This window comes from Bradyrhizobium erythrophlei (assembly GCF_042430365.1).
Lineage (GTDB): Bacteria > Pseudomonadota > Alphaproteobacteria > Rhizobiales > Xanthobacteraceae > Bradyrhizobium > Bradyrhizobium erythrophlei.
Window position 1 is genome coordinate 600098 of the sequence record NZ_JBHMET010000274.1, and the last position, 20632, is coordinate 620729.

General features: G+C 64.7%; 18 protein-coding genes. 5 read left to right on the forward strand and 13 right to left on the reverse strand.

Annotated features, from left to right (window positions below; all coding sequences use genetic code 11):
• Positions 1 to 93: 93 nt before the first annotated feature.
• Both ACFFWD_RS44680 and ACFFWD_RS44685 read right to left on the reverse strand, forming a co-directional pair.
• A complete protein-coding gene (locus tag ACFFWD_RS44680) occupies positions 94 to 936 on the reverse strand; it encodes a C40 family peptidase (protein ID WP_376975851.1) in 843 nt (280 codons plus the stop codon).
• Entirely contained in the window at positions 929 to 2308 is a 1380-nt protein-coding gene (locus ACFFWD_RS44685; RefSeq protein ID WP_376975852.1) for a leucyl aminopeptidase family protein, read from the reverse strand. Before ACFFWD_RS44685 ends, ACFFWD_RS44680 begins: the two co-directional genes overlap by 8 nt.
• 140 nt (positions 2309 to 2448) lie before the next feature.
• Here ACFFWD_RS44685 and ACFFWD_RS44690 point away from each other — a divergent pair, with 140 nt between their 5' ends.
• Together ACFFWD_RS44690 and ACFFWD_RS44695 are read left to right on the forward strand one after the other, a co-directional pair.
• The gene (locus tag ACFFWD_RS44690; RefSeq protein ID WP_376975853.1) at positions 2449 to 2652 is read left to right on the forward strand and encodes a hypothetical protein; all 204 of its coding nucleotides are present in this window, start codon (positions 2449 to 2451) and stop codon (positions 2650 to 2652) included.
• Between the two features lie 114 nt (positions 2653 to 2766).
• Positions 2767 to 3585, forward strand: a complete 819-nt coding sequence (locus ACFFWD_RS44695; protein WP_376975854.1) for a tetratricopeptide repeat protein — start codon at positions 2767 to 2769, stop codon at positions 3583 to 3585.
• A 60-nt stretch (positions 3586 to 3645) separates the two neighbouring features.
• Here the strand turns inward: ACFFWD_RS44695 and ACFFWD_RS44700 are convergent, their stop codons facing one another.
• Complete coding sequence (locus ACFFWD_RS44700; protein ID WP_376975855.1) at positions 3646 to 4449, reverse strand: tetratricopeptide repeat protein; 804 nt, start codon at positions 4447 to 4449, stop codon at positions 3646 to 3648.
• Between the two features lie 144 nt (positions 4450 to 4593).
• A complete protein-coding gene (locus tag ACFFWD_RS44705) occupies positions 4594 to 5388 on the reverse strand; it encodes a FecR family protein (protein ID WP_376975856.1) in 795 nt (264 codons plus the stop codon).
• A gap of 286 nt (positions 5389 to 5674) precedes the next feature.
• On the opposite strand from ACFFWD_RS44705, the gene ACFFWD_RS44710 reads away from it, so the two are divergent.
• Positions 5675 to 9211 (forward strand): Ig-like domain-containing protein, encoded by a 3537-nt coding sequence (locus ACFFWD_RS44710; protein ID WP_376975857.1) that lies wholly within the window; start codon positions 5675 to 5677, stop codon positions 9209 to 9211.
• 36 nt (positions 9212 to 9247) lie between these two features.
• On the opposite strand, the gene ACFFWD_RS44715 is transcribed toward ACFFWD_RS44710, so the two are convergent.
• From ACFFWD_RS44715 to ACFFWD_RS44755, 9 genes are all read right to left on the reverse strand, one after another.
• Positions 9248 to 10222, reverse strand: coding sequence for a type II secretion system F family protein (locus ACFFWD_RS44715; protein WP_376975858.1), 975 nt, complete (start codon positions 10220 to 10222; stop codon positions 9248 to 9250).
• A gap of 9 nt (positions 10223 to 10231) precedes the next feature.
• Positions 10232 to 11209, reverse strand: a complete 978-nt coding sequence (locus ACFFWD_RS44720) for a type II secretion system F family protein (protein WP_376975860.1) — start codon at positions 11207 to 11209, stop codon at positions 10232 to 10234.
• Positions 11210 to 11221: 12 nt separating this feature from the next.
• The gene (locus tag ACFFWD_RS44725; RefSeq protein WP_376975861.1) at positions 11222 to 12685 is read right to left on the reverse strand and encodes a TadA family conjugal transfer-associated ATPase; all 1464 of its coding nucleotides are present in this window, start codon (positions 12683 to 12685) and stop codon (positions 11222 to 11224) included.
• A 23-nt stretch (positions 12686 to 12708) separates the two neighbouring features.
• Positions 12709 to 13977, reverse strand: a complete 1269-nt coding sequence (locus ACFFWD_RS44730; RefSeq protein ID WP_376975862.1) for a CpaE/TadZ family protein — start codon at positions 13975 to 13977, stop codon at positions 12709 to 12711.
• On the reverse strand, positions 13974 to 14726 hold the full coding sequence (locus tag ACFFWD_RS44735) for a CpaD family pilus assembly protein (RefSeq protein ID WP_376975863.1): 753 nt from the start codon (positions 14724 to 14726) through the stop codon (positions 13974 to 13976). Before ACFFWD_RS44735 ends, ACFFWD_RS44730 begins: the two co-directional genes overlap by 4 nt.
• 9 nt (positions 14727 to 14735) lie before the next feature.
• Positions 14736 to 16208 (reverse strand): type II and III secretion system protein family protein, encoded by a 1473-nt coding sequence (locus ACFFWD_RS44740; protein ID WP_376975864.1) that lies wholly within the window; start codon positions 16206 to 16208, stop codon positions 14736 to 14738.
• Positions 16209 to 16222: 14 nt separating this feature from the next.
• Positions 16223 to 17017: a Flp pilus assembly protein CpaB gene (gene cpaB / locus ACFFWD_RS44745; protein ID WP_376975865.1), complete on the reverse strand. Its 795-nt coding sequence runs from the start codon at positions 17015 to 17017 to the stop codon at positions 16223 to 16225.
• Between the two features lie 123 nt (positions 17018 to 17140).
• A complete protein-coding gene (locus ACFFWD_RS44750; protein ID WP_376975866.1) occupies positions 17141 to 17665 on the reverse strand; it encodes an A24 family peptidase in 525 nt (174 codons plus the stop codon).
• 200 nt (positions 17666 to 17865) lie between these two features.
• Positions 17866 to 18030, reverse strand: a complete 165-nt coding sequence (locus ACFFWD_RS44755; protein WP_376975867.1) for a Flp family type IVb pilin — start codon at positions 18028 to 18030, stop codon at positions 17866 to 17868.
• A 280-nt stretch (positions 18031 to 18310) separates the two neighbouring features.
• Here ACFFWD_RS44755 and ACFFWD_RS44760 point away from each other — a divergent pair, with 280 nt between their 5' ends.
• Positions 18311 to 19138 carry a sterol desaturase family protein gene (locus tag ACFFWD_RS44760; protein ID WP_376975868.1) on the forward strand — a complete coding sequence of 276 codons (828 nt, stop codon included), beginning with the start codon at positions 18311 to 18313 and terminating at the stop codon, positions 19136 to 19138.
• Positions 19139 to 19162: 24 nt separating this feature from the next.
• Entirely contained in the window at positions 19163 to 20608 is a 1446-nt protein-coding gene (locus ACFFWD_RS44765; protein ID WP_376975869.1) for a hypothetical protein, read from the forward strand.
• Positions 20609 to 20632: the final 24 nt, after the last annotated feature.

The window sequence follows — 20632 nt, forward strand, 5'->3', positions numbered from 1 at the left end:
TAGGATGGGTAGAGCGAAGCGAAACCCATCATTCCTTCCACGCGGTCGGGAGCGATGGGTTTCGCTGCGCTCTACCCATCCTACGCGTTTCGGCTACAGCCGCTTGATCGCGAGCACCTCGCTGCCGGTCGCCTTGATCCGGGCGATGGCGGCTTGCGTGTTCTCGATGGCGGTTGCCATGTGATGCGCGTTGGCGTGTACGATGGTGGAGGCGTCGCGGACGATCGCGACATGGCCCTTCCAGAAGATCAGGTCGCCGCGTTGCAGGTGCTTGGCTTCCGCGGCGGTCAGTTCCTTACCCAGCCCGTCCTGCTGCATGTCGCTGTCGCGCGGACAGCCGGTGCCGGCCGAGGCGAGCGCGATCTGCACAAGGCCGGAGCAATCGATGCCGAACGCGCTCTTGCCGCCCCACAGATAGGGGGTGCCGACGAATCGTTCGGCGACGGCGACGAAGTCGGGCGCGACCATGTCGAGGGCGCCGAGATGTTGGCGCGGCAAATAGCGGCCATCATGGGTGACCGCGAAGGACGCCACCTCACGCGCCACGGCGATCCGCGCCGACATCGGAAGCGCCTCGACCGGCGGTAGCTTGATCGAGGGGCCGGGAAAGGCGAGCGTCGAGAGCGCCGTCACCTTGTGGGTCGGAGCCGCCTTAGGTCTCACCAGCGCACTGTCCGGCAGCCAGCCGACATAGCCGTCGCCGGCAAGTTGGCCCCAGGCCCAGCCTTCGCCGTTGCGGTCGTAGATCGTGACGCGCTCGCCCTTCAGCGCCTGCGTCATCTGCTCGGCATCGGGTGACGGCGCACGGCGGAGCGGAGCGATGGCGTCGCAGACCTCGAGCTCCTCGCCGTCAACGAAACGCCCGGCCTTGACCTTGCCCTCGAGATATTTGGCGGCGAGGTCGTCGCGGGCGGGCGTCAGGCGCGGGTCATGCATAGCGCTGGCTCAACAGCTTGTAGATCGCGCGTGCGGCCTGGCATTCGCCGCCTTCGGGGCGGCCGGGTTTTGCGGATGGCGTCCAGCCATAGATGTCGACATGCAGCCAGCTCTTCGCCTGCTCGACGAAACGCTGCAGGAACAGCGCGCAGGTGATCGAGCCGGCAAAGGTTCCCGACGGCGAGTTGGTGATGTCGGCGGTCTTGGAGTCGAGCCAGGAATCGTAGGCTGGCCAGAGCGGCATGCGCCACAACGGATCGTTCTCCTCTCTGGCGTGGGCGGCGACGCGTTCGGCCAGCGTCTCATCATTGCTGTAAAAGGGCGGTAAATCCGGCCCGAGTGCCACCCGCGCCGCGCCGGTCAGCGTGCCGAGGTCGATCAGGAGATCGGGCGTCTCCTCGTCCGCCAGCGCCAGCGCATCGGCCAGAACGAGCCTGCCCTCCGCGTCGGTGTTGCCGATCTCGACCGTGATGCCCTTGCGCGACTTGAAGATGTCGAGCGGGCGGAACGCATTGCCGGCAACGGCGTTCTCGACCGCCGGGATCAGCACGCGCAGCCGCAGCTTCAGCTTCGCATCCATCACCATCTGCGCCAGCGCCAGCACGTTGGCGGCGCCGCCCATGTCCTTCTTCATGATCAACATGCCGCTCGACGGTTTGAGGTCGAGGCCGCCGGTGTCGAAACAGACGCCCTTGCCGACCAGCGTGACCCTGGGATGCGCGGGATCGCCCCACGTCAGGTCGATCAGCCGCGGCGCGCGCGTCGAGGCCATGCCGACGGCGTGGACGAGCGGAAAATTCCGCGCAAGCTCGTCGCCGGTGATGCAGTTGAAGGTCGCGCCGAATCGCGTCGCGAGCTCCCGCGCCGCTTCTGCGAGCTCCGCCGGCCCCATGTCGTTGGACGGCGTATTGATGAGGTCGCGCGCCAGCGCGGCGGCCTCCGCCATCCGCGCAATGTCGGCGCTGTCGACGTTGTCCGGAGGTACCAAACGGACATCAGGTGCCCCGTTCTTGCGATAGCGGCCGAAGCGGTAGCAGCCCAGCGCAAAGGCGAGGGTTGCGAGCCTGATGTCATGCGGCGCATTGGCGAAACGGTAGACCCCGGGCGGCAGCAGGCCGGGCAGGCTGCCTGGCCGGAACGGATCGCGCGACCTGTCGCCTTCGTTCTCGAGGCCGAACAGCACCTGCGCGATCGTGCCCTCGGGCGCCGGCAGCGTCAGGCATTTGCCGGGCTTGGCGGCAAAACCGTTGGCGTCGGCGAATAGCCGCGCCGGCGCGGGCAACTCGTCCCTGATCGCGCTCCATGTCGCCTTGGTAACGAAAGTGATGGGAATGGCTGCGCTTGCGGGCGCGGTCTCGAACACGGATGGCATGCTGCTCTCGGCTGTTCTGGCGTCGTATGTCGCTACTACACGCCTTTCGGCCGCGATGGTAGGCTTCAGCAAAGGTGGCCGCGGGCGTTTTCGCCCGGTCCGAAGGCCGCAACCGTCATCTTCCAGGGGAGGGGAACGCGATGGATATTGTGCTGAGCATTGTTGCCGGCATCGGCCACGCGATCGAGCTGGTCTTCGCCTATGTCGAAAGCCACCACTGGATCTTCGTGCTGCTGCTGATCGGCTATCTGTTCTACCTGCACGACCGCAGCCTGCATGCGCGCTTCGATGCGCTCGACAAGCGGATCGACGAAGTCCGCCGGCGGCTCGCGATGGATTATTGATTGCGCGGTGCGGCCGCCCCCTGCGCGCTCCGGGGGGCGCAATTAACCAGACGTTAGGGTTAACGGTCTATTGCTGTGCTCGTTCATTCGCCCGATTTCGTGAGTCAAAGTGCCATGCGTCGACAGTCCAGCCTGGCCCGGCACCTTGCCCGGCATCTCGCTTACGTGCCCCTGACGGCGGTGCTCGCCGCAGGTCTTGGCGGCTGCCAGACCATGTCCGACGTGAAGGGATCGCTGACCTCGAAGGCGGAGGCGGTGCCGGACGATCCGCGCCGCGCCGTCGAGTACTATGGCGAGCGCTATCGCAACAATCCCAAGGATGTCGATGCCGCTATCGGCTACGGCCAGGCGCTGCGCATGACCGAGCAGCGCGCGCAGGCGTGCGCCGTGCTCGAACAGGCAACCATCGCTCATCCCGGCAACAAGGCGCTGCTCGCAGCCTATGGCCGCGCGCTTGCCGACAACGGCAATTCGCAGACCGCCTTTGACGTGCTGGGCCGCGCGCACACTCCCGACAATCCCGACTGGCGCATCCTGTCGGTCCAGGGGACCACGCTCGACAAGATGGGCAGGCACGAGGAGGCGCGCCGCTACTATGCAAGCGCGCTGCGCATCGTTCCGGACGAGCCGTCGGTGCTGTCGAATCTCGGCCTGTCCTACATGCTGACCAAGGACCTGCCGAGGTCCGAGGAGACGCTGCGCCGCGCCTATGCGAGCGGCCGGGCCGATGCGCGGGTGCGGCAGAATCTGGCGCTTGTGGTCGGCCTGCAAGGCCGCTTCGCCGAGGCCGAGAACATCGTCAAGGCGGATCTGCCGACCGAAGAGGCGGCGGCCAATGTCGCCTATCTGCGCGAGATGCTGAGCCGCAAGGATGGGCCGCGGACGGCGTCGCGGTCCACGCGTCCCGCGCCGGTGGTTGCGCAGGACGACTAGAGCCCGATCGGTTCCAATCGGCCTCCGGTCCTGGTGTCGACGCGCGATCTTGATCGGCTCTTATCGCACGCCGTAGCGCACGAAGTCGTCATCGATCCCGGCCCGGATGGTCCGAGCCGCCGAGACATCGGCATCGCTGTCGGCTTGATTGCCCATCTTGCGCTTTGCAAGCCCGCGTCCGTAAAGTGCGCTCGCGAGGCTGGGGTCGATGCGCAGCGCCGAGCTGTAATCCGCGACGGCTGCGCCGAATTGGCCGAGCTTCAGGTAGACCAGCCCACGCGAGTCGTATGTCGCAGCGTTGTTCGAACCTCCCTGAAGCGCCTTGTTGCAATCGTCCAGCGCGTTTTGCAGCTCACCGAGCACAGCGCGAGACCAGCAACGTCCGTTCCATGCGGCTTCCAGATTGGGATCAAGACGAATTGCCTCGTCATAATCCTGCGCCGCGCGATCGTACTCCTGCTTCTTCAGGTGGGCTTCGGCACGGTTGGCGAAGGCTTCGCCGTAGCGCGGGTTGAGCTTGATCGCCTCGCCGAAGGCTTCAATTGCGAGGTCGTAATTGCCTTTCCTCAAGTAAGCCACGCCGCGGTTGTTGTAGGGCTTGGTGTAGGTCCGATTGAGCTTGATCGATTGATCGAAATCCTCGATGGCGCGGTCGTAGTCTCCCCTGGCGGCGTAGGCATTGCCGCGATTGTTGTAGGCGATAGGCAAGGCGCTCGTCATGTCTTGACCCGCGCCGATGAGGGCGGTGCAACCTTCAATCCGCGACTCGAGCGACGCGTGCCCTGCGCCGTTGCACAACTCGATACTCTTGACGTAGCTGTCCTTCTGCTTTGCTGCCTGTGCCGTTGCCGGCGACCCGAGCAACGACAGGATGAGAATGGATGTCGCGCCGTCGACGATGCCGCGTCTTGTGCCAAATCCCATGTCAGGTTTCCTGATCCTGGAGATGAGGAACGATTTCTGCGAGGGGCGCTGCCGCCCCGGCCGCCTGTACCCCCGAGAACTGATCTAGCACCCTCGACAGATGTTCAAATTGAGTTTCGGGCGGCCGTTCTGCTCGGGTTGCGGTGTCGCGGCCGTTCCCGGCTTTCTCGCGAGCTTGCTCTTGCCCTCTTCGATCAGGGTCGAGAACTTCACCGTACCATCATTCGAAATTTCGACGCGTGGCGTGGTGCCTCGAATGCCCATGGTGGCGACGGGGGTGTCGACCTTCATATCGCCGGTCTTCGCGACGTTGCCGGCAACGAAGGTGAACGTTCCCTTGGTCAGACTGAAGAGCGTCGAATTGGACTTCCCTTTGGGGTCGTAGACGAAGTCGTTCAAGACCATGCGCGCGTTGCTCGACAGATTGAACGAGCTGCCATCCGTAAAGTTGATGCCGAGCCGGCCATCAGCCCCGGTTGCGACCGCGTCGCCCTGATAGACGAGGTCGCCAACCTTCGCCTGCGCGGGCTGACCTGCGAGATTTGCCTGAACGACGGTCGCGCCGGCATGTTGAATGGTGACCGAGCCCGTGGCGACCACAACCTTGCCAATCGGATTTGACGGCAAATCCTGCACAGCCGGCTGGGCAGGATCAGTTTGGGCTCGCGCCGGACCACTCACGAAATTGGCGAGCGCCAGGACGAAACCTGTCACCAATACCGCGATCATGTGTGTGCGCATGATCCCCCCTTTCTGAGAAGATCCTGTTGGTGTGGCGGTCGATGGTTCCTTGAGCCACCGGCCGGCGCCGCACGACATGTAGTGCCGACCGGCCGCTGCGGACCAGCCTATCCAAATTGGGTACCTCGTTATGGTCATCTGCCTAATCCCGACACCGGTACGCCGCGGCCAAGAAACGGCATTATTGGACCGAAGTTGAACGCGACAATTCCTGGGAGAGAGCGCCGCGAACCGCGGCACGGCGACACGACGGAGCGTTGACCACGCTCCCTCGCAATCAGGTTGTTTTGATCAAGACGTTTCGGCGGTCGGTCTGGGGCTGCCAGTACAAATGTTTTTGCCTCGTGGTGTTGGACAAGCCTGAGCCGAGAAGGCTGCGGCGCCACGCTGGGCCTGAGTTCTTCAGCAGGCGAGGTCGAAGCCGATGTTTGTTGCGTCCCGCGTCGAGGGCAAGGCTGTCGCGGCCGAGCTTCCCCAGGTCGTTGGGCATGTTCGGAGCGTGATCGGCTGCGCCACTCTCACGCGTGCGTGCGGCATTGCCGTTCCCGTCGTGGTTGGCGATCCTGTCTGCCTGGGTGACGTGATCGAGACCGCGTCCGATGGACGGATCGGTATTCGCTTCATCGACGGAACCGTGTTCAACATTTTCAGCGGCGCCCGCGTGGTTCTCGACGAATTTGTCTGCGATTCCTGCGGCGTCCCGCGCTCGGCCCTGTTTGCGGTGACCGCAGGAGCCTTCGCCTTCCGTGCGGGCCAAGTGGCAAGCATCGGCTCGCTGAGAATAGATACGCCTGTCGGGAGCATTCGCGGCCGCGCCCATTCCGGTGGGTTCGGCCTGCTGTCGCTTGCAGCGCTGACCTTCTCAATGATGACGGATGCCCGGGCCGCGGATCCGAACGCCACATTGCTGGATGACGACAGCATCACTTACAAGGATCTCGCGCACGGTGCGTTCGAGCTCGTGACCAAGGAGGCGACCCCGCGACATATCATTGTTGACGATCCCGGGCAGACGGTCGTCCTGAGCGGGCGAGGCTCCTCGGTCATCGTGAACCAGTTCACGAATTCTGATGCCCGAATGGAGGAATTGCACGCGGCCCAGCAGGATCTGCTCGCCAACCTGGCGATGGCGGGAACAAGCGGGTCCAGCGCGCCCCCTTTCTCCAATCCGCAGGAGCTGCTGCTGCCTATCAACTTTATTCAGAGCGATTCCCCCGCCGCGGAAAATTCGCTCCCTCTGATAGAGGCGGCGCTCATCAAAGTTCCTGAGATATTCATCGCACCTCCGCCGCCGCCGCCAACCGTAGCGATCAGCAGCATTGGCGGACAAATCGCGGTTGCTGCAGACAACATCATCAATGCCGCCAAAGCCAATGCCGGGGTTGAGATCACGGGCAAGACCTCGGGTGTGGAGGATGGGCGGGTCGTCACCGTCACCATCGTCGATAGTTCCCACCACGTCGTTTACAGCGGTGCCGCCACGGTAACCGGTAACACCTGGTTGATTAACGTCACCCCGGCGGAAGCCAAAGCGCTGGTCGACGGCATCTACACGCTGACGGCCAACGTGTCGAACGCCGCCGGCAATTCGGCGGAGGCCTCGCAGGCGATCAAGGTGGACGAGACCCCGCCGACGGTCGCAATCAACACCATTGCCTATCAGAGCGTCGTCAATGTCAATGCGGCAAGCGCCGGGTTCGCTATCACCGGCACTACGTTCGACGCAGAGAGTGGCCAGCCGGTGACGGTCAAGATCATTGACAGCTCCGGCCACGTCGTCCACGCGTTCACCACAGCGGTAATAAATAACACCTGGTCAGTAAGCGTCAGCTCGACCGATGCCAAATTGCTGCATGACGGCAGCTACACGGTGACGGCGGACGTCTCGGATGCGGCCGGCAATCCCGCGCCACGGGCAACGCAAGCGATCACAGTCGACGAGACGCCGCCGACGGTGACGTGGCTGCCGCAGGCTGAGTGCGGCGTCGAGGGCGCGATGATCGCGCTGGGCACGATCACGGCGACTGTGAACAGCCTGCCGGGCCACAGCAACAGCGTGCAGTCGCTTGTGGTGAGCGGCATCCCGGTCGGGGCAGTGCTCACCGACGGCACGAACAGCTTCATGGCGACGAGTGGCAACACCTCGATCGACGTGAAGAGCTGGAGTCTCTCGAACCTGAAAATCACTCCGCCGAACGACACCAATTTCATCCTGACCATCACGGCGACCGACCAGGATGCCAACAGCGCGAGTGCAACCGAGCTAGTGACTGTCGCCCCCCTGCCGCCCGACCTCAACCCTGTCGCCGCGCACGGCAATGAGAACACGGCGATCGCGCTCGACCTTGGCGTGACGGTCAAGAGTCTGTCGGGCGTCGACGGCGACGCGCTCCCGAACAGCCTCAATACTCTTGTCGTGAGCGATATCCCGGTGGGAACTGTGCTGAGTGATGGCTCCGGCCTGCCCGGTCATAGCTTTACGGCGACCGCAGGCAACACCTCCCACGACGTTGCCGGCTGGAACCTGTCGAGCCTGAAGATCACGCCCCCAGCGGAATTCGAGGGATGCTTCACGCTGACGATCGCGGCGACCGAGCGCGATTCGGAAGGCAATATCAGCGCGACTGCGACCGCAACCGAGGTCGTGACGGTCGCCCCGGTTGCCGAGCCGCCGACGGCAAGCGCGCCGCCGACGCTAACGCTCAACGAGAACAACACTTGCGTGGCGATTGCCGGGGTGCGCGTTGGGCCGCTGGCGGAGGACAATGATGACACGGTGAGTGCGACGCTCACGGTATCGCACGGGACGCTGCATGTCGGTTGGCTGAGTGGGGTGACAGTGGCCGGCGACGACTGTGCGACGCTGACGCTGTCGGGGAGCGCAGCGGCCGTGAACAAGCTACTGGCGGAGCTGACCTATACGCCGACCAAAGAGTATGAAGGTGGCGACACGCTGCATCTGTCGGTAACGTCGAGCGACGGCTCCAACACTTACCCGACGGCGGCTACCGCGTCGACCGCGATCACGGTGAACCCGGTTGCCGCGCCGCCGACGGCATGCGCGCCGGCGACGCTCACGCTCGATGAGAACGACACTTGCGTGCCGATTGCCGGGGTGCGCGTTGGGCCGCTGGCGGAGGACAACGACGACACGGTGAGTGCGACGCTCACGGTATCGCACGGGACGCTGCATGTCGGTTGGCTGAGTGGGGTGACAGTGGCCGGCGACGACTGTGCGACGCTGACGCTGTCGGGGAGCGCGGCCGCCGTGAACAAGCTACTGGCGGGGCTGACCTATACCCCGACCACGGAGTATGAAGGCTCCGATACGCTGCATCTGTCGGTAACGTCGAGCGACGGCTCCAACACTTACCCGACGGCGGCCACCGCGTCGACCGCGATCAGGGTCATCGACGACGATGAGCGCGACGATTTCCACCATATGGACACGGGGACGCAAGTCGTATCCGATCCGCCTGGGGCGCCCGTCCTGGCGGGCGGCGCGCTGATCGATTTTGCGCTGGCCGCAACCGCCGAGAACGTCGTGACGGTCGCCACGACAAACGCCGTCGCCATTTCATCCCAGCCGACCACCAGCAACGCGGGGCTCGACGCAACCTGGACCCCGCAAGCAACCATCGAGCAGTTCAGCTTCGAAACCATTCGAAACGTCGGGACGGACCCGACCAGTGAGGCCGCGATCCTTTCCCGGGTGGGCCTCACGACGGACAGCTTCACGTTCGATCAGATGCCGGTGCAAACCAATGTCAGTCCGACAATGATCGCCGATGCGGCCCTGCAGCCACCCAAGCAGACAATCACCAGTACAGATGTCACCGCGCCGAATTTAGCTACCGAGCCGTCGCTCGCGGGCCTGGGATCTCACAGCGACTCTGGAACAGGCCCGGACCATGCCGGGCTCGCGGTCGTCGTCCTTGCACCGCATGATCTGATGGTGTGACGGGATCGCCTCCCGTCGTGCGCGGCTCGCGCGCGCCTAATGCATCGTCGTGATCTTGATGTAAGACGGCCCGAGAATGACGATGAACAGACAGGGCAGGAAGAACAGGATCATCGGCACGGTCAGCTTGGGCGGCAGCGCGGCCGCCTTCTTCTCGGCCTCGGTCATGCGCATGTCGCGGTTTTCCTGCGCCATCACGCGCAGGCTCTGGCCGAGCGGCGTGCCGTAGCGTTCGGACTGTTGCAGCGCCAGGCAGACCGATTTCACGCCCTCGAGCCCGGTGCGCCGCGCCAGGTTCTCGTAGGCCGACTTGCGGTCCTGCAGGTAAGACAGCTCCGCCGTGGTCAGCGTGAATTCCTCCGACAGCGCCACCGACTGGCCGACGATCTCCTGGGCCACCTTGCGGAAGGCTACTTCGACCGACATGCCTGACTCGATGCAGATCAGCAGCAGGTCGAGTGAATCGGGGAAGGCGCGCTTGATCGACAGCTGGCGCTTGCTGATGGCGTTCTTGAGGAACAGCATCGGTGCCTGCAGGCCGGCATAGGCCGCGCCGACACAGATGCCGATTTTCATGGTGATCGACCAGTCTGTCCCCGACACGACGAAGACGTAGACGGCGGCGGCGATCAGCATGACGATCGGCGTCACCGCACGCGCGAACAGGAAGGTCACGTAGGGGGCGTGGCCGCGATAGCCCGCCATGATGAGCTTCTCGAGCGCCGCCTCCTGGGCCAGCCATTTGGTGAGGTTGAGGTCCTCCACCACCTTGGAGACGATCTGCTTCGGGGTCTGACGCAGCGCGACCTTTTCCGACTTGTTGAGGCGGTCGCGCTCGCGCTGGCGGATGCGTTCGCGCTCGCTGGCGACAGCTTTCATGCGCTTGCTGAGATCGCCGCCGGCGAGCAGCGGCATCACCAGGGTATAGACCGTCGCGCTCGCCGCAAAGAAGGCGAGCAGCATACTCATGAACCGGACATCGTGAAGCTTGGTGACGACGAAATCAATCATACTGCACCGTCAGAAATCGAAGTTGATCATCTTTTTCATCACCATCACGCCGATCGACATCCAGACGGCGCAGCCGACCAGCATGAACTGGCCGATCGGATGGGTCCACAGCAGGGCGATGTAGTCCGGCGTCGTGATGAAGACGAGGATCATGACGATGGGAGGCAGCGAGCCGATGATGCCCGCAGAGGCCTTCGCTTCCATCGACATGGCCTGGATCTTCTCGGCCATCTTCTTGCGGTCGCGCAGCACCTTCGAGAGGTTGCCGAGTGCTTCCGAGAGGTTGCCGCCGGATTTCTGCTGGATCGCGATCACGATGCCGAAGAAGTTTGCTTCCGGCAGCGGCATACGCTCGTAAAGGCGGGCGCAGGCCTCGCCGAGCGGCATGCCGATCGCCTGGGTTTCGATGATGGCGAGGAACTCGCTGCGCAGCGGCTCCGGCGCGTCGGCGGCCACCACCTTGATCGATTCGAACAGCGGCAGGCCGGCCTTGATGCCGCGCACGATTACGTCGACCGCATCTGGCAGCGCCTTCAGGAAGGCTTTTTCCCGCCGCTTCTTCAGGAAGCTGAGCAGCCAGCGTGGCAGGCCGAAACCGGCAGCAAAGGCCATGCCGGCCGCGCCGAACAGGCCGCCGCCAACCAGATAGGTGATGCCGAAGCCAATCAGGCCGAGCACGCCGGAGATGACCCAGAATTTCTGGTCCGACCATGACAATCCGGCCTGCTCGATCCGCATCGAGAGCGGGATTCGCTTGTTCTTCTGGTTGCGTGCTTCGAGCTCCTTGAGCGTTCCCTCGACCTGTTCGCGGCGCGAGCGCTGGGTCCGGTCGGCCTGGCGCGTCGCGGCGGGCTCGGTGCGCGCCACCGAGGCGCGGCGGGACTCGGCCTTCTTCTCTCCCGAGATGTAGGGATACACGAAGACCCAGGCGAGGCCGCCCACGGTGGTGGCGGCGAGGAAGGCGAGGGCGAGGGTTTGGACGTTCATCGCGCGTTCCCTTTAGGCCGGCGGCGGGGCTTCGGAGGCGTCGAGCGCTGCCGCGAGCCGCTTCTCTTCATTGTAGTAGCGCGCGCGCTCCCAGAACTTCGGCCGGCCGATGCCGGTCGAGCGGTGCCTGCCGATGATCTTGCCGTTCGCGTCCTCGCCGACCATGTCGTAGAGGAAGATGTCCTGGGTGATGATGGTGTCGCCTTCCATGCCCATCACCTCGGTGATGTGGGTGATGCGGCGCGAGCCGTCGCGCAAGCGCGCGGCCTGGATGATGACGTCGATCGAGGCACAGATCATCTCGCGGATCGTCCGGGAGGGCAGCGAGAATCCGCCCATTGTGATCATGGATTCGCAGCGCGACAGCGCCTCGCGCGGGTTGTTGGCGTGCAGCGTGCCCATCGAGCCGTCATGGCCGGTGTTCATGGCCTGCAGCAGGTCGAATGCCTCGGGTCCGCGGACCTCGCCGACGATGATGCGTTCGGGACGCATACGCAGGCAGTTGCGGACCAGTTCACGCATCGTGACCTGGCCCTCGCCCTCGATGTTCGGCGGGCGGGTCTCCAGCCGCACCACATGGGGCTGCTGCAGCTGCAATTCGGCGGCGTCTTCGCAGGTGATGACGCGCTCGTCGTGCTCGATGTAGTTGGTCAGGCAGTTCAACAGTGTGGTCTTGCCGGAGCCGGTGCCGCCGGAGATCAGTACGTTGCAGCGGACGCGGCCGATGATCTGCAGGATTGTCGCCCCCTCGGGCGTGATCGCGCCGAACTTGACGAGCTGCTCCAGCGTCAGCTTGTCCTTCTTGAACTTGCGGATGGTGAGCGCTGGTCCGTCGATCGCCAGCGGGGGCACGATGGCGTTGACGCGGCTGCCGTCGGCGAGGCGGGCGTCGCAGATCGGCGAGGATTCGTCGACGCGCCGGCCGACCTGGCTGACGATACGCTGGCAGATGTTGAGCAGCTGCTGGTTGTCGCGGAAGCGGATGCCGGTGCGCTGGATCTTGCCGCCGACTTCGATGAACACGGTGCCGGCGCCGTTGACCATGATGTCGGCGATGTCGTCGCGCGACAGCAGGGGCTCCAGCGGTCCGTAGCCGAGCACGTCGTTGCAGATGTCGTCGAGCAGCTCTTCCTGCTCGGCGATCGACATCACGATATTCTTGATCGCGATGATCTCGTTGACGATGTCGCGGATTTCCTCGCGCGCCGATTCGCTGTCGAGCTTGGCGAGCTGGGCGAGGTCGATCGCCTCGATCAAGGCGCCGAAGATCGTCGCCTTGACCTGGTAGTAGTTGTCGGAGCGGCGGGTCTCGATCGTCGGCGCCGGCGGCGCCCTCATCGGAGCGATCGGCGGCGACGGCATCGTGGGAGCGACGGGCTCGCGCGAGATGGCTGGCGCGGCGGCAGGTTCCGGCGCCTGAAACGCGGGCTTGGGTGCCCGCATGTCCAAATCGTTTCCGCTACGCTTACCAAACACGACGTCTTACTCCACGCGAGCCACTACTTGGCCCGCAGCTTTTCGAGCAGGGGCGACAGGAACGATCCCCTCGGCTTCTTGGTCTCGCCGCGGCCTGTCAGCCGCTGCGCCATTTGCAGGAACATCTCGACCGAGCGATGATTGGCCGCGATCTCCGCGATCATCTGTCCGTTGTTGGCCGCCGAGCCGAAAATCTGCGGTTCGAACGGGATGGCGGCGATTGGCGGGCTCTCGATCGCCTTGGCGAATTCGCCGGCGGCGATCTCCGGACGCTTCGGGATGCCGACCTGGTTCAGGCAGTACAGCGGTGCACGGTCGTTTGGCCGCGCCGCCTTCAACAGGTCGAACATGTTCTTGGCGTTGCGCAGATTGGCGAGATCGGGCGCCGCCACGATCAGGATGTCGTCGGCCGCGATCAGCGCGCGCTTGGTCCAGCCCGACCATTGATGGGGGACGTCGAGCACGATACAGGGCATTGTGGTGCGCAGCGTGTCGAAGATTGCGTCGAACGCCTCGGCACCGAAATCATAGACCTTGTCGAGCGTCGCGGGCGCGGCCAGCAGGCTCAGATGATCGGTGCATTTCGACAGCAGGCGGTCGACGAAGGCGGTGTCGACGCGGTCGGGCGAGAACACCGCGTCGGCAATGCCCTGCGCCGGATCCTGGTTGTAGTTCAGCCCGGCGGTGCCGAATGCGAGATCGAGATCGGCGACCACCGAATCCAGCGCCAGATCGCGGGCGATCGCCCAGGCGACGTTGTGGGCGATGGTCGATGCGCCGACGCCGCCCTTGGCACCGACGATGGCGATGATGCGGCCGACCGCCTTGGCTTCCGGCGCCGAGAACAGGTTGCAGACCGAGCGCACCACGTCGATGGTCTGGGCTGGCGCGATCACGTAGTCGCTGACGCCGCGGCGCACCAGCTCGCGATAGAGCGTGACGTCGTTGACGCGGCCGATCACGATTACCCTTGTGCCGGCGTCGCAAACCGTGGCGAGCTGGTCGAGTCCGGCCAGGATGTCGTTGCGGCCGTCGGCCTCGAGGATGATGACGTTCGGCGTCGGCGCCGAGCGATAGGCCTCGATGGCGGCTGCCATGCCGCCCATCTGGATCTTGAGATGGGCCTTGGCCAGCCGGCGGTCTTCGCTCGCCGACTGTACTGCGGCGGCGGTCTCGACCGTTTCGCAGAACGCCTGAACTGATACCCGCGGTGCCGGGGCAATATGATCCTCCGCGGCCGGAGTCGTGACGTCCGGCTGTTCCTCGGAGTTCTGTCGCGCGTAGGTGATCATTTGCCTGTGTCGCTGAGTTTGGCCTTGTCGGACTCGGGATAAGTCGTCGCCGTCGTGGTGCCCTTGCGGTATTTCTCGAAGGCGGTATTGCGACGCGGTGCATAGGCGGCGGTCTCCGCGCGCGGCTGCACGAGGTCGGAGGGATCCGCGACCATGGCGGCGAGGTTGCGCTGATTGGCGCAGCCGAAATTGTAGTACGACTTGTTCTCGATGTAGGACTTGTTGTGGATCGACGGGCCGAGGTCCTCCGGCCAGATGCCGCAAGGACCGGCGACCGCCGAGATCTTCGGATAGTTCACCCGGATCGCCGCCATGTGGCGCGGATCGTCGGGGTGATATTTGCGCACCAGGATGCCGTGCGGCGGCACGCCGGCGCCGGCAAACGTCGCCTGGATCTCGCGCAGCGAGTCCTGCGCGGCGCGCGCGTTCGGCGTATCGGCGGGCACGTCGATGCTGACGGCGCCGGTGCCCTCGCGCATCCAGTCGCGCGCCATCCCCATCACTGCGGCGCGCTGCTCGGCGGTCAGGCCGCCACGGCCGCGGCCGACGAAGACGACGATCGAGCGGTCGGCCTCGGTGACCGCGATCGGATGCCGCTGGCGGTAGTCCTCGGGCGCGTTCACATAGGCAAGGCTGTCGTCGGTGGTGTGCTGGCAGGCGCCAAGCGTCACAGTCAGACCGATCAGCGCTCCCGCGAGGCGGAAGGCGCGTTTGCGATCGGCGGGTATCGTGGAAATCGTCTGTGTCATCGTCCCGCCTCAGTCCGTGATGAAGCCGTAGGTGCCGCGGTAATTCCGTGCCCGGTCCGCGTTGCGGCCCGGCACGCCGTAGATGCGATTGATGCTGCCGAGCAGATCGGCCTGCGGATCGGATGCGTTGGCGAAGCCGTCATCCGGGCGCGACAGGTCCTTCTGCGACACCGCGCGGACCACATAGGGCGTCACCAGCACCATCAGCTCGGTCTGGTTGTTGATGAAGTCGCGGCTGCGGAACAATGTCCCGAGCACGGGGATTTCCGCGAGGCCGGGCAGGCCGTTGATCGCCTGCTTGGTCTGCTGCTGAATCAGGCCGGCCATCGCCATGGCGCCGCCGGAAGGAATTTCGAGGGTGGTTTCCGCGCGGCGGGTCTTGATCGAGGGGATCGTCGAGCCGCCCTGGCCGCCGGTCAGCGCGTTCTCGGTCGAGACCTCCGACACTTCCGTCATCACCCGCAGGCTGATCCGTCCCTCGGACAGCACCACCGGGGTGAAGTTGAGCGAGATACCGAACTTCTTGAAGCTGACGGTCTGGACGCAGTTTCCGAGGGCGCCGGACGTGGTCGTTTGACAGGTCACGCCGGTCGGGATCGGAAACTCGCCGCCGGAGATGAAGGTCGCCGATTCGCCCGAGATCGCGGTCAGGTTCGGTTCGGCCAGCGTCCGCACGACGCCGGCGCTTTCCATGGCGCGCAGCGTCGCCTGGACCGACGGCGTCGCGCCGAACGACGTGGTGAGCGCATTGTTCGGCACCAGCGGACCGCTGTTCGCGGTGAACGGATTGGCATTGTTGAATTTGACGACCGTCGTGCCGTAGTTGAGGTTGGCGGAGAGGTCGACGCCGAGCTGCTTGATGATCGAACGCTGGACCTCGGCGACCGTGACCTTCAGCATCACCTGGTCGCGGCCATGGACCGCGATGGTGTTGACGACCTTGTCGGCGCCGCCCGCGAGGCGGGAGGCGAGATCGAAAGCCTGCTGCGCGTCGATCGGGTTTGCGGCGGTCCCGGTCAGCACGACGCCGTCGCCGACGCCATCAATCTGGATATCGGAGTTCGGCAGCGCCTGCCGGAGCGCGGCGCGGATGCCGTTGAGGTCGCGCTTGACGGCGATGTCATAGGCGGCGATCTGCTGGCCGGCGGCGTCGAAGAACACGATGTTGGTCTGGCCGATCGCCGCGCCGATGATGTAGGCCCGCTGGGCCGAGCGGACCACGGCATTGGCGATCTTGGGGTCGGCGACCAGCACGTCCTTGATGTCGCGCGGCAGGTCGATCACCACGGACTTGCCGACGCCGAGCGACAGGAAGCGGGCATTCATCTGGCCGTCGGCGGCGGCGGGGGGCGCGGCGACGCGGTAGTCGCCCGCGGACACCGGCGTCAGCGACGGGCTGAGCATGAGCGTTGCGACCGCTGAAAACGACAGGGCGCGGACCAGGAAGGTCCGCATCGTCCGTTGAGCTACCCTGCACTTCATCTCGTGTGCCCTCGTCACTTCTGCATCGTCGCCTGGCTGGCGACGCCGAAGCGGATGACGTTCACCGTCTCGCCGCGCCGGTAGGGATTGTCGTCGGACCTGGCGTCGCCCGCGTTGACGTCGACGATGCTGCGCAGCGCGAGCGACAGGACGCCGCTCTGGCGCGCACGGGCCAACGTTTCGGTCTGTTCCGGCTTGAGCTCGAGCGTCACCGTCTTGCCGACCAGCGCGTTGGTGCCGTCCTTCTCCTTCGGCGCCTGATCGATCGCGAGCACGCGGACATTGGTCAGGATGACCTCGGAATTGACGATATCGGCGCCGCTGCGGTCCGGGTTCTTCTCACGCTTGGACAGCAGCACGTCGACCCGGTCGTTCGGCAGGATGAAGCCGCCGGCGCCGGTCTCGGGCGAGATTTCGGTTGACACCGCGCGCATTCCGCTCGGCAGGATCGCGGCCATGAAGCCGCTGCCGTCGGCCTTGACGAGCTTCTGCTCGCGGATCGGCTCGCCCTGGATGAACGGGGCGCGGGCGATCGAGCCGGTGACGTCCTTCATCGCCTCGGCCCTGCTGTCCCGGCGCATGAACGAGCTGGAAGCGGTCGCCGCCGGCCAGGTCTGCCACTGCAGGTCCTCCGGCTTCACGGTTTGCCCGAGGCCGATGTCGGATCTCGCGACCAGGATGTCGACGGTGGGCATCTGGGCGACGGGTACGGCGGGAGCGGGCTTGTCGTCGCTTCCGCTCGCCAGATAAAGGGCAGCGAGGCCGGCGCAGCCTGCGATAGCCAGGACCAGAATGCGGGCGGTATTCATTACGCTTCACTTTCCACATGACGCGACGCTGCCGCCGCCGTGATGGGAGTTGACCAGCTATTCGTCAAAGCATGGTTAATGAGGCGTATCTAAATCGCCTTAACGGGTGGTTACCCGGCGTTTTCAGCGCATGGCGACGTGCGCGAGATCGATCGCCCTGATCCAATCGGTTTCCGGATAGACCAGCAATGCACCGAAGGCGAGCGCGATGCCGTAGGGGATGCCGGTCTGCTTGTCGTGCAGGCGGGCGAGCCAGGGCTGCGACGCAAGCCGGTAGGGCAGCGGCCATTGCCTGAGCTGCAGCAGCAGCACGGTCAGCGCGCCGCCGAACAGCGACACATAGACCAGATAGTTGAGCAGATGGTCGAATCCGAACCAGAGGCCCGCGGCCGCCGCCACCTTGGCGTCGCCGCCGCCGACCCATCCCATCGCAAACATGCCGAAGGCCACAACGAGCACCAGCGCGCCGGCGCCGACATGGTTGAGGATGTCGCTGGCGGCCATCCCGGTCAGCGGTGCCAGCACGACGAAGCCGGCCAGCAAGGCCAACGACACCCGGTTCGGGATCGTCATGGTGAAGAGGTCGCTCGCCGCAGCGAATGCCATCAGGGCCGGAAACAGCATCAAGCGCGCGAAATCGAGGATCATGGATGAAGCGCCGTGAAGCGAGAGCCAAAGTCGGGATATCGCCCGACGCTAGCGGTCAATGGTGAACAATCGGGAAAAGCCAAAGCCGGCATCACGGTTCCGCAAAGCGTTGCGGGCGAAATATCCGGCGTTGTGCCGCACAAAAAGCAAAGGTCCCGGGATTGCCGGGACCTTTGAGGCGAATTCGCCGGGAATTCCGCTTACTTCAGCGCGGTCGAGATCGAGCTGAAGGTGCCGGACAGCTTGGTGCCGACGCCGTTGACCGCCGCGATGATGGCAATCGCGATGCCGGTGGCGATAAGGCCGTACTCGATAGCGGTCGCGCCGGACTCATCCTTCACGAAACGCGAGACGAGATTCTTCATAAGTAGCTCCTGTGTACACGTGGCTGGTCGAACTAGATCTGGTCTGGCCGGCGTTCTCAGCACCGTGACCATGCGGGAACCCTAGGGATCGACAATTGCGGCGCAGTTAATTTGATCTCGCAAAGTCGGGGGGAACTCGCAGTTGTTGCGCACAGTAAATTTGGACTTAAGGCATTTGCTAGGATTGCCCGCTGCTTCCGTCGCTCGTTGAGTTCGACTGGATTCACAGCTCCTTAAGCGCGAACCGATACCCATGGGCTCCCCGTCCAATGAGGCCGTCATGTCCACGCTGCCCCTTGAAGTCATCGCGATGGTCGGCCAGACGATGGCGAAAGTCGCGCCGATCACGCTCGCGCTGGCGCTCGTCTTCACGGTGTTGACGCATTTCTGGGCCTGCAATCCCGGACGGCCCTGGTGGCGCAAGCGTGAGCTCGCGACTGACATTTGCTACTGGTTCTTCGTGCCGGTGTTCGCCCGCGTCCTGCGCATCGGGCTGATGGTGCTCGGCGCGGCGGTCGTCTTCGATGTTCACGGCGCCGATGACCTCATCGCGTTCTACGACAATGGTCACGGCCCGTTGTCTCAGCTTCCGCTCTGGCTGCAGGCCGGTATCTTCCTGATTGCCTCGGACTTCATGCTGTATTGGCTGCACCGGATGTTTCATCGCGGCGGCTTCTGGAAGTACCACGCCATCCATCATTCCTCCGAAGACCTCGAATGGATCTCGGCGGCGCGTTTCCACCCGGTCAACCTGTTGATCGGCACGATCTCGGTCGACGTGATCCTGCTGATGGCCGGCATCTCGCCGAACATCATGCTGTGGGTCGGCCCGTTCACCACATTCCATTCCGCCTTCGTCCACGCCAACCTGAACTGGACGCTCGGCCCGTTCAAATATGTGATTGCCACGCCGGTGTTCCATCGCTGGCACCACACCTCCCTCGCGGACGGCGGCGACACCAATTTCGCCGGCACGTTCCCGATCTGGGATATTCTGTTCGGCACGTTCAGGATGCCTAACAACGTGCTGCCGGCAAACTACGGCGCCGACGACAAGGCGATCCCCTCCGAGATCGGCGGGCAGCTTGCCTATCCATTCCGTCACTGACCCATTCAATCGGCGTTGCGCGCCATGAGCGCAGAGACCGCAACCATCCCACGGGAAAAGACCTCCGGCCTGGGCGAGGTGCCTGCCTGGTTCTGGATGGTGTGCGGTGTCTACGTGTTGCTGCTGATCAACGGCAGCAAGCTGCTCGGCGATTCCGACACCTATTGGCAGATCGCCGTCGGCCGCTGGATCCTCGATCACGGGGCCGTACCCGCGGTCGACTTCTATTCATTCACCAAGTCCGGCGAACCATGGATGTCGTCGTCCTGGCTCGCGCAGGTCCTGTACGCGAAAGCCTATGATCTTGCGGGCTGGACGGGACCAGCGGCGCTGGCCGCGATCAGCATCGCCGCCGCGTTCGGCCTGCTCTTATCCATTCTTTGCCAGCGCGTGCCCGCGACCTATGCGAGCCTCGTCGCGATGGCGGTGCTGGTGCTTTCGGTCGGGCACCTGCTGGCGCGTCCGCATGTGCTGGTCCTGCCGATCATGGTGATGTGGGCAAACGGCCTGATGGCCGCCAGCGAGCGCGGCGAGGCGCCGTCATTCTGGCTCCTGTCGCTGATCACGCTCTGGGCCAATCTGCACGGAGGATTTGTTTTCGGCCTGGTGCTGGCAGGCGCATTCGGGCTCGACTCCCTCTGGAGGGCAGCGCCGGCGGAGCGGCGCCCGCTCGCGCTGCGATGGATGGCTTTTGGCATCGGCGCGGTCGCCGCGTGCTGCGTGACGCCATATGGCTGGTACACGATCGTGGCCGCGCTGAAGATTCTCAGCCTCGGCGAGCTGCTTCATCTCATCGGGGAGTGGACGCCGGCGGATTTCGCTCATCTCGGTGCGTTCGAGCTGTCTCTCCTGGCGCTGATCGGCGGCGCCCTGTATTGCGGCGTGAGGTTGTCGCTGCCGAGAATCGCATTGGTGCTCGGCCTGTTGCACATGGCGCTGTCCCATGTGCGGAATATCGAGATCTTCGCCGTGCTGTTGCCGCTGGTCGTGCTGACGCCCGTGGCATCGCAGTTCGGCCTGCGCGGCGCCGGCGTCCGCCGGCTCAAGGTCGCGCCTGCGGTGGCGCTGTGCGCCGCGCTTTGCGCCGCGACCTGGGCCGTTGCGGCGGGCCAACGCATCACGCCGCCGGCCGCGCATTCGCCTGCGGCGGCCGTCGACGTGCTGAAGGCACGCAATGCCAAGCGAGTTCTCAACGATCTTCCCTTCGGCGGCTATCTGATCTGGCGGCAGGTGCCGGTGTTCATCGACGGGCGTGCCGAGCTCTATGGCGAGACGTTCGATGTCGCCTATTACCGTGCGCTCCAGCTCAAGGACGTCGGCGGCTTTCTCGACCTGTTGCGAACCTACGACATCGATGCGGTGATGCTCAAGCCGGCAACGCCGGCCGCCAAGCTGCTGGATCACATCGGTGGATGGCAGCGCATCTACGCGGATGAAAGCGCGGTGGTGCATGTGCGTGTTGCCGATTGACCTGCTGCGATTGCAAGGGATGCC